This window comes from Leucobacter chromiisoli, assembly GCF_016522505.1.
In the GTDB taxonomy this organism is placed as follows: Bacteria; Actinomycetota; Actinomycetes; order Actinomycetales; family Microbacteriaceae; genus Leucobacter; species Leucobacter chromiisoli.
Genome location: NZ_JAEHOH010000013.1, coordinates 136,153 through 145,097 on the forward strand (window position 1 = coordinate 136,153; position 8,945 = coordinate 145,097).

The 8,945-nt window shown below is 72.1% G+C and carries 8 protein-coding genes; 7 read left to right on the top strand and 1 reads right to left on the bottom strand.

Annotation, left to right across the window (positions count from 1 at the left end; translation table 11 throughout):
• Positions 1–58: 58 nt before the first annotated feature.
• The 6 genes from JD276_RS10725 (at position 59) to JD276_RS10750 (ending at position 6,955) form a co-directional block, all read left to right on the top strand.
• Entirely contained in the window at positions 59–1,018 is a 960-nt protein-coding gene (locus tag JD276_RS10725) for an ABC transporter permease (protein WP_307866541.1), read from the top strand.
• Complete coding sequence (locus tag JD276_RS10730; RefSeq protein ID WP_200115638.1) at positions 1,015–2,913, top strand: dipeptide/oligopeptide/nickel ABC transporter permease/ATP-binding protein; 1,899 nt, start codon at positions 1,015–1,017, stop codon at positions 2,911–2,913. Before JD276_RS10725 ends, JD276_RS10730 begins: the two co-directional genes overlap by 4 nt.
• Positions 2,910–3,698 (top strand): ABC transporter ATP-binding protein, encoded by a 789-nt coding sequence (locus tag JD276_RS10735; RefSeq protein WP_200115639.1) that lies wholly within the window; start codon positions 2,910–2,912, stop codon positions 3,696–3,698. The genes JD276_RS10730 and JD276_RS10735 overlap by 4 nt, the downstream gene beginning before the upstream one ends.
• Before the next feature lie 45 nt (positions 3,699–3,743).
• Positions 3,744–4,376: an NfeD C-terminal domain-containing protein gene (locus JD276_RS10740; RefSeq protein WP_200115640.1), complete on the top strand. Its 633-nt coding sequence runs from the start codon at positions 3,744–3,746 to the stop codon at positions 4,374–4,376.
• Positions 4,377–4,405: 29 nt separating this feature from the next.
• Positions 4,406–6,064 (top strand): SPFH domain-containing protein, encoded by a 1,659-nt coding sequence (locus JD276_RS10745; RefSeq protein WP_200115641.1) that lies wholly within the window; start codon positions 4,406–4,408, stop codon positions 6,062–6,064.
• A 90-nt stretch (positions 6,065–6,154) separates the two neighbouring features.
• Positions 6,155–6,955 carry a PH domain-containing protein gene (locus JD276_RS10750; RefSeq protein ID WP_200115642.1) on the top strand — a complete coding sequence of 267 codons (801 nt, stop codon included), beginning with the start codon at positions 6,155–6,157 and terminating at the stop codon, positions 6,953–6,955.
• A gap of 102 nt (positions 6,956–7,057) precedes the next feature.
• Here the strand turns inward: JD276_RS10750 and JD276_RS10755 are convergent, their stop codons facing one another.
• Positions 7,058–7,651 (bottom strand): YqaJ viral recombinase family protein, encoded by a 594-nt coding sequence (locus tag JD276_RS10755; protein ID WP_233615596.1) that lies wholly within the window; start codon positions 7,649–7,651, stop codon positions 7,058–7,060.
• Positions 7,652–8,001: 350 nt separating this feature from the next.
• Between JD276_RS10755 and JD276_RS10760 the strand changes: the two genes are divergently transcribed.
• Positions 8,002–8,724, top strand: coding sequence for a response regulator transcription factor (locus JD276_RS10760; protein WP_200115643.1), 723 nt, complete (start codon positions 8,002–8,004; stop codon positions 8,722–8,724).
• Positions 8,725–8,945 lie beyond the last annotated feature (221 nt).

Sequence of the window (8,945 nt, forward strand, 5' to 3'; positions counted from 1 at the left end):
GGTCTCGGCGACGGGCGCGGTCCCGGTATCGGTGCGAGCGCAGAGTAGTCTTCCGAGGGTGAGGAGCATCGCACGGGCAGTCGGTCGCATCATCGCGACCGTGCTGCCCGTCATGTTCGGGGTCGTGGTCGCGGTGTTCTTCCTGCTGCGCATGGTGCCGGGGGATCCCGCCGCGATGATCCTCGGGGATCGCGCGACGAGCGAGTCCATCGCCCGGCTGCGCGCGGAACTGGGGCTCGACCTCCCGCTGTGGCAGCAGTTCACCGGGTTCCTGACCCAGGTGGTCACGCGCTTCGACACGGGGGATTCGCTGCTCACGGGCGTCTCGACGCGCGAACTCGTGTTCGAGCGCGCCCCCGTCAGCCTCGGCATCGTGCTGCTGGCCGTGCTGCTCGCGGTGCTCATCGCGGTGCCGCTCGCCCTCGTCGCCGCCCTTCGCAAGGACAGCTGGGCGGATCACCTGGTGCGGATCCTGCCCACCGTGGGCGTCGGCATGCCGCTGTTCTGGATCGGCCTCCTCCTCATCATCGTGTTCGCCGTGGAACTCGGATGGTTCCCCGTGGGAGGCGTGGGCTCGGGCCCGTTCGAGCCGCTGCGCAGCCTCGTCCTCCCCTCCCTCGCGGTCGCGCTCGGGCTCGTCCCGCCGCTCGTGCGCTCGCTGCGTGCCCAACTGCTCGACGTGCTGCAGTCGGACTTCGTCACCACGCTGCGCGCCGCGCGCATCTCCGAGCGCCGCATCGTGCTGGGGCACGTGCTGCGCGGGGCCGCGTTGCCGGCGCTCAACCTGCTGAGCGTGAACGTCTCCTACCTCATCGGGGGTACCCTCGTGGTCGAGAAGGTGTTCGGGATCAACGGGCTCGGCACGCTGCTCTTCCAGTCCATCGGCAACCGCGACTTCCCCGTGGTGCAGGGCGTCGCCCTCTACTGCGCCGTGCTCGTGGTGCTCGTGACGCTGCTCGTCGGAGTGCTCTCGGCGGCCCTCGACCCGAGGCTGCGGCTCGCCGGGGGCGCGAGATGAGCGCGGTGGAGCTCGGCGCCCTGCTGACACCCGGCGAACCCCCCGGGCGGGCCCGCCGCAGTCGCGCGGCCAGATACCGCAACCCCACGCTGGTCGCGGGCACCGTGCTCTTCGCCGCGATCCTGCTGCTCGCCTGCTTCGCACCGGCGATCGCCCCGTACCCGCCGACCGAGCAGAACCTCGGCGGAGGCCTGCACCCGCCCTCCGCCGAGCACTGGTTCGGAACCGACCAGCTCGGCCGCGACGTGCTCTCCCGCATGCTGTTCGCGGCCCAGACCGACCTGCGCATCGCGATCGTCGCCGCGATCGCGCCCTTCCTCATCGGCATGCTCATCGGTCTCGTCTCCGGCTACTTCGGCGGGCGGTTGGATTGGATCCTCGCACGCGCCACCGACACCGTCATCGCGTTCCCCTTCTACGTCATCGTGATCGCCATCGTCTTCGCCGTCGGGGCGGGCGAGGCCGGGATCGTCCTGGCGTTCGCGCTCGTCGGCTGGGTCGGATACGCCCGCGTGCTGCGCGCCCAGGTCGGGGCGCTGCGCTCGCTCGGCTGGGTGCACGCGGCGCGCGGCGGGGGGCTGTCGCACGCGCGCGTGCTGGTGCGGCACATCCTGCCGAACGTGCTGCCCCAGGCGGTCGTGCTGCTCATGACCGAGATCGTGCTGATCATGGTCGCGATCGTCACGCTCGGCTATCTCGGCCTCGGCGTGCAGCCGCCGACACCCGACTGGGGCACGATGATCAGCGACGGGCAGCAGTTCGTCACGACCCACTGGTGGCTCAGCGCGCTGCCGGGCGCCGCGGTGGTGGTGACGGGGATCGCGCTGTCGCTGCTCGCCGACGGGCTCGGCGACGCGTGGCGCGTCGGCGGTCCCTCCGGCCCGGCCCGGCCCTCCGGCCGCGCCCGCGCCTCCGCCGCCGAGCGTGCGGCTCCGCGCCCGGGTCCCGGCGCTCCGGAACCGGAGCCGCGCACGCGACGCGAGGTGCCGCTCGGCGCGGTGAGCATCCGCGGGCTGCGCATCGAAGCGGAAGGGGCGTCCGAGGCCGTCGGGGCGCTCGTCGACGGCGTCGACCTCGACGCGGCGCCGGGCGAGGCCGTCGGCGTCGTCGGCGAATCGGGATCGGGCAAGAGCCTCACCCTGCGTGCGGCGCTCGGCCTCGTGCCGTCGGGCACGCGGGTCGTCGCGGGCGACGCCCTGGTCGGCGGCCGGGCGGGCATGGTGTTCCAGGATCCGCTCACGGCGCTCGACCCGCTCTGCCGCGTCGGGGCCCAGCTGGGCGAGGCCATCCGCGCTGCTGACCGCGCCTCTGCGGGCCGCGCGCCCGGGAGTCGCGCATCCGCGTCCTCGTCCGCGCCGCGGCGCTCGCCCGCGCCGCGGCGCTCGCCCGCGCCACGGCGGGGACGGGCCGGGGTTCGGATGCGCACCCTCGACCTCCTGCGCCAGGTGCGCCTGCCCGATCCCGAGCGCATCGCGCGCTCGTACCCGCACCAGCTCTCGGGCGGGCAGCGGCAGCGCGTGGTGATCGCCCTCGCCCTCGCCTCGGATCCCTCCGTGCTGCTCTGCGACGAACCGACGACGGCGCTCGACGTGACCGTGCAGCGCGAGGTGCTGCGGCTCCTCGAGAGGCTGCGCCGCGAGCGCGGCCTGACGCTGCTCTTCGTCAGCCACGACCTCGCCGTCGTCGCCTCGGTGTGCGACCGCATCGCCGTGATGCGGCGGGGGCGCATCGTCGAGGCCGGCACCGCCGAGGCGATCGTGCGGAGCCCCGGGCACCCCTACACGCGCGAGCTGCTGGACGCGGTGCCGAGGCTGCCCGTCATGCGGGCGCGGGGCGCGACCGTGCCCGCCGACGACGAGGGCGCTGGCCGAGCGGCCGAGAGGAGCGGCGAATGAGCGAGCTGGCAGTGCGCGATCTGAGCGTCCGGTACGGCCGGATCCTCGCGGTCGACGACGTGAGCGCGTCGGTCCCGCACGCCGGCGCGCTCGGCATCGTGGGGGAGTCGGGATCCGGCAAGACGACGCTCGCCCGCGCGCTCGTCGGCCAGCTGGCGCCGGATTCGGGCGAGATCCTGCTCGGCGGCCGCCCCCTCGGGGCTCGACGCAGCCGTGACGAACGACGCGCGATCCAGCTGCTGCCGCAGGATCCCTATTCCTCGCTCAACCCCCGGATGACGGTCGCCGGGGCCATCGGCGAGCTGCTGCGCTTCGGCCGCCGTCCCGGATCCCGCGCGGCCGTGCGCGCACGGGTCTCGGAGCTGCTCGAGACGGTGCGGCTCGATCCGGGATCCATGGACGCCTACCCGCACGAGTTCTCGGGGGGCCAGCGGCAGCGCATCGCCCTCGCCCGGGCCCTCGCCGCGGATCCCGACGTGCTCGTCGCGGACGAGCCGACGAGCGCGCTCGACGTGTCGGTGCAGTCCGCGGTCATCGAGCTGCTGGCGGGGCTCCAGCGGGACCTGGGGCTCACGATCGTCTGCATCTCCCACGACCTCGGGGTGGTGCACGAGCTCTGCGAGAGCGTCGTCGTCATGCGCGCCGGACGGGTCGTCGAGCGCGGTGGGCGCGAGATGTTCGAGAACCCCGCCGAGCCGTACACGCGCGAACTGCTCGCGGCGGTGCCGAGACTGCCCGGCCCGAGTTCGGATCCATCGTCTGCGCCCGTCATAGGTACCCGTTAGGCTTGGCGCAGAACGGCACTGAGCGGTAGGGAAGGGAGGGCCCGCGTGGACGGCGTCATGGACTGGATCGATCGCCTGCTCGACGGCTCTCTGTTCGCCGGCGGCATCTTCCTGGTGATCGGGGTGGTCGGCGCCCTGCTCCTGCTCGTCTCGCTCGTGCTCGACGGCATCTTCGACGCCTTCGACTTCGGCGACGGTCCGCTGAGCCTCACGACGATCGCCGCGTTCACCTCGATCTTCGGGTTCACCGCCTTCGCGGGGGTGGGCGCCGGGCTGTCGACCCCGATCGCCTCAGTGCTCGGCGCGCTCGCCGGCATCCTCGGCGGTGCGCTCGCGTGGTGGCTGACCCGGTTGATCCGCGGAGCCGAGTCGTCGACCTCGGTCAGCGGAAGCGATCTGGTCGGCTCCGAGGCGGCCGTGGTCCTCGCGATCCCCGCGGGCGGCCTCGGCGAGGTCGCCCTGATCCGCCACGGCGAGCGCGTCTCGCTGTCCGCGACCGCCGACACGGCGATCCCGCGCGGCGCGGCGGTCCGCGTCGTGCAGATCATCACGGCGACCTCGGTGCGCGTCGAGGCGATCCTCCCGTCCGAGCCGCGGCCGACCGTCGAGCCGCAGGGTCCCGGCGATCCCTCGTGGCCCGCCCCGCCGTCCCCCGACCGTCCCCAGACCTCCTCCTGACCGCCACCGACCACGAAATCGGAGACGCCATGTCCCTCCTCGTCAGTCCAGCCATCGTCGGCATCTTCGGCGCGGTGATCGCGCTCGTGCTGATCGCGCTCGTCATCATCAAGCGCTATCGCATCGCGAAGCCCGACGAGGCGATCATCGTCACCGGCGGCAAGGGCAAGGTGGTGCGCGACGCCGCGGGCAACGAGACCCGCGATCTGTCGGGGCAGAAGGTGGTGACCGGCGGCGGCGTCTTCGTGGTGCCGTTCGTGCAGAAGTCGTTCACCATCTCGCTGCGCTCGCGCCGCCTCTCGATCACCACCGAGGCTCAGACGACCGACGGCATCACCATCCAGGCGCAGGCCGTCGCCGTCGTCAAGGTCGGCGGCACGCAGGAGATGATCCGCGCGGCGGCCCAGCGGTTCCTCTCGAACTCCGATGAGATCGACGAGTCCACTCAGGAGGTGCTGTCGGGTTCGCTGCGTTCGATCATCGGCGGGCTCACCGTGCTGCAGATCATCCGGGATCGCGCCGTCGTCGCCCAGAGCGTGCTCGAGGCCGCCGAGGAGGCGCTCACCAAGCAGGGCCTCGTGGTCGACACCCTGCAGATCCAGGAGATCCGCGACGCCGCCGACTACATCGCGAACATCGGCCGCCCCGAGGCGGCGAAGGTGCGCCAGGCCGCCGACATCGCCGAGACCAACGCCTACCAGGCCTCGCAGGAGGCCAAGATCTCGGCCGAGCAGCACCTGCTCGACCGCAACCGCGAGCTGAAGCTGCGCCAGGCCGCGGTGCAGGCCGAGACCGACAAGGCGTCCGCGCAGGCGTCCGCGGCCCAGCCCCTCGAGGACGCGATCCAGCAGCAGGCCATCGTCGAGCAGCAGCAGCTCACCGCGCAGAAGCAGGTGTCGCTGCGCAAGGAGCAGCTGAACGCCGACGTGCGCGCCGTCGCCGAGGCCGAGGCCTACCGGGTCGAGCAGCTGGCGAAGGCCGACGCAGCCGCCGCCGTCTCCGCGGCGGAGGGCCGCGCCCAGGCGACGGAGCGCGAGGGCCTCGCGAGCCGCGCCGCCCGTATCGCCGCGTCCGAGGCGCTCGCCGCCGAGGGCGAGGCAGAGGCTCGCGCGCTCCGCGCGAAGGGCACCGCCGAGGCCGACGCGATCGACGCCCGCGCTCGCGCCCTCGAGACCCAGTCGCAGGCCGTGCTGGCGCAGGAGCTCATCCAGCTGCTGCCGAGCATCGCCGGCGAGTACGCGCAAGCGATCGGCAACATCGACACCATGACGGTGGTCTCCGCCGACGGCACCTCGAAGGTCGCCGGCGACGCCATGGGCAACATCAAGGGGCTGCTGGACATGGCGCGCGACACCGTCGGCGTCGATCTGGTCGGCATGCTCAACGGCGTCGCCGCAGGCGGTGCCGCGGGAGCGGCGGCGGGACGCGCCTCGAACCGGGCGTCGCGCGAAGCCTCGGCGACCATGCGGGATCTCCGCGACGGCTTCGGGTCGCGCGAGGCGAACGACGGTTCCCGTCACGGCTCGCCGAGCGCGGCGGGAAGCGCGGGAGCCTCCGATGCTCGGAACGCGGGATCCTCGCCGGCTTCGGGCGCCTCGGACGCCTCGTCCGACGCCTCCGGTGCGGGTGACTCCGACGCCGCGTCCGGCTCCGGGGATCCCGCGTCGGGCGCCGGTTCGGACGCGTGAGGGCGGCCGCCCCGACCCTTCGCCTAGGGCGTGCCGAGCAGCGGTTCGGGGCTTCATGCCCGCTCCGCGCGGAGAGAGCACAATAGAACCATGACCCCACGCAAGCATCCGCCCGCTCAGCAGGCCGCCGACCTCGAGGCCGCGCTCGGCCCCGTGCTCGAGGAGCACGCGCGGCCCGAGGTCGTGCTGCTGCGGCTCCGCCGGCACGGCCGACGCCTCACGCTTCCCGTGGTGATCCTCATCGGGGTGGCCGGCGCGACCGGATACTGGGCCGGCACCCTCCCCGAGACCTGGATGAACGTCCTCGCGGGCGTCGGGGCCGCCGTGGCGGTTCTGCTGCTCGTGCTCCTCCCGGTGCTCGCCTGGCTCGCGCAGACCAGCACGGTCACGTCGCGGCGGGTGATCGTCCGACGGGGTCTCTTCGTGCGGCATCGCGCCGAGGTGCCGCTCAGCCGCGTGCGCGAGGTGCGATCGAGACGCAGCCTGATCCAGCGCCTCTTCGGCTCGGGCGACGTGGAGCTGCTCGTCGGCACCGACTCCACGCGCCTGCGCGACGTGCCAGGCCCCGAGGTCGTCGTCGACGCGCTGCAGGAGCTGCTCGAGCGCAACTACGCGCAGTCGCTGGCCTCGCAGCGGCTTACCGGAGGCTTCGGGATGGGGAACGGGCAGTTCACCGGTGGCGCGCAGTTCACCGGTGGCGCGCAGGGCACGGCCGGTGGGCAGGCCACGGGCGGTGGACTGCAGTATCGGGGTGGACAGTACGTGTCGGGCGCCCCGTACCCGCCCGGGCAGCTCGCGCGACCGGGCTACCCGAGCGTGGCGCCTCCTCCCGGCCAGCCCAGCTTCTTCGACCCCGACGCGACGACCGCGCTGCCGCCCGAGCGCCGGTAGACCGTGCGGCGCTGTCGCCGAGCGTCGGTAGACCGTGCGGCGCTGGCGGCCGGATGGCGCGGCGGCGTGGCGGCGCGGCACCGGCCGTGCGGACGCGTCGTCTCAGGTCGTGCGCTCGATGAGCGTGTCGATCAGGCTCATCGCGAGGCGCACCAGGCGCTCGATCTCGTTCTCGTCGCGGTCGATCCAGCGGCACTCGGGGTCGCCGACCGGGACGAAGTTCTCGTGCCGCTCCCACACCATGAGCGTGCGCTCCGCGCCGAGCACGTACTGCTGCCACCAGATCTGGCGCAGATAGTGCCGGGGGATGGACCGCCACTCCTTGTTGGTCGTCTTGATCTCGGCGAGCTCGAGCGAGCCGCCCGTGCGTTCGACGAGCCCGTCGGGGGTGGCCAGGTGGCGCAGGTCGGTCTCCGCGTGGAAGAGCGCCTGACTGGGCGAGATGCCGTGCTCCTGGAGCACCCAGGCCGCGATCTCCGGTTCTCGCGTCTTGCCGTGCTCCGTGTAGGCGTTGCCCGAGAAGCTGCTGCCGTAGAGCTTCTGATGGGCGGCGGCCTCGATCGATCGAGGCGTCGAGAGCTTCGCCACGTCGGTCGCCGTGATGCCGCGGGCCCTGGCCCGCATCCACGCCATGCGGTCCGTGCCGTCGGTGACGATACGGGTGCGATAGCTGAGCGAGACGGACATCGGATCCATTCTTCCACCCTTTCCGGCAGCTCCGGGTCAGCTCGTCCGTCGTTTCGTCAAGCGCGGCCCATCCCTTCGCGCACCCGGCTCCGGCTGCGGTTCCGCGCGGCCCGCGGCATCGTCGGAAGCGCGGCCGATCCCTCCCCTCGACAGCATGCCGCGCGGCTGTGCGCGCGCTGTGAGCGAGGGCGGCGAAGAGGCGGGCGTGGCCCTGTCGGAGCTCGTGCGTTTAGGTGTACGCTCACTTCTTGGGCCTGGCGTTTTACCAGCGCGAGCAGGCATTATTCGGGGAAGCTGAGCGTCAGTTGTCGGCTATCGGGTTCAGCCCGTACCCAGTCCGGAGGGGGAGGATTTTTGGCATGGACGTAGGAACTCTACTGAGAGCCGACGGGGGGAAGGTGCGGGCTCTCATCGTCGACGATGAGGAATCGATCTCCCAGCTCATCGCGATGGCCCTGCGCTACGAGGGGTGGGACGTCGACACCGCCACCACCGGTCAGGAGGCCTTGGAGAAGCTGCGCGGCTTCGATCCCGACGTGGCCGTTCTCGACATCATGCTCCCCGACTTCGGCGGGCTGCAGGTGCTCTCGCGGCTGCGCTCCGAGGGGTACAACCTCCCGGTGCTCTTCCTCACGGCGCTCGACTCGGTCGACGACCGGGTGAACGGCCTGACGGCGGGCGGCGACGACTACGTGGTGAAGCCCTTCAGCCTCGAGGAGCTGATCGCCCGGCTCCGCGGCCTCGTCCGGCGCTCCCAGATCGCGCTCGCCCAGCAGCCCGATCCCGTGCTGCGCGTCGGCGACCTCACCCTGAACGAGGACAGCTACGAGGTGGAGCGGGGCGGTGACCAGATCGACGTCACCAACACTGAGTTCGAGCTGCTCCGCTATCTGATGCGCAACCCCCGTCGGGTGCTCTCGAAGGCGCAGATCCTGGATCGCGTGTGGAGCTACGACTTCAACGGTAAGGCCACGGTCGTCGAGCTCTACATCTCGTACCTGCGCAAGAAGATCGACTCGGGCCGCAAGCCGATGCTGCACACGGTCCGCGGTGCCGGGTACATGCTGAAGCCCGCGGAGTAGCGACCCCGCCCCGGGCCGCCGCCCTGCTGCCACACCCGCCCGCCACACCCGCCCGCGACCCATTTGCGCTCGTCAGTAGATGCTCTGGATTCGCGGCGGTTTCAGGGGGTCAGTGCAACACCGGTGAGTAGAGCTCCTAGCTTCTCACGCGGCGTTGCCCAGTCCAGAGTCTTGCGCGGGCGATCGTTCAGCAGGTCTTGCAACAGTACGATCTCTTCACC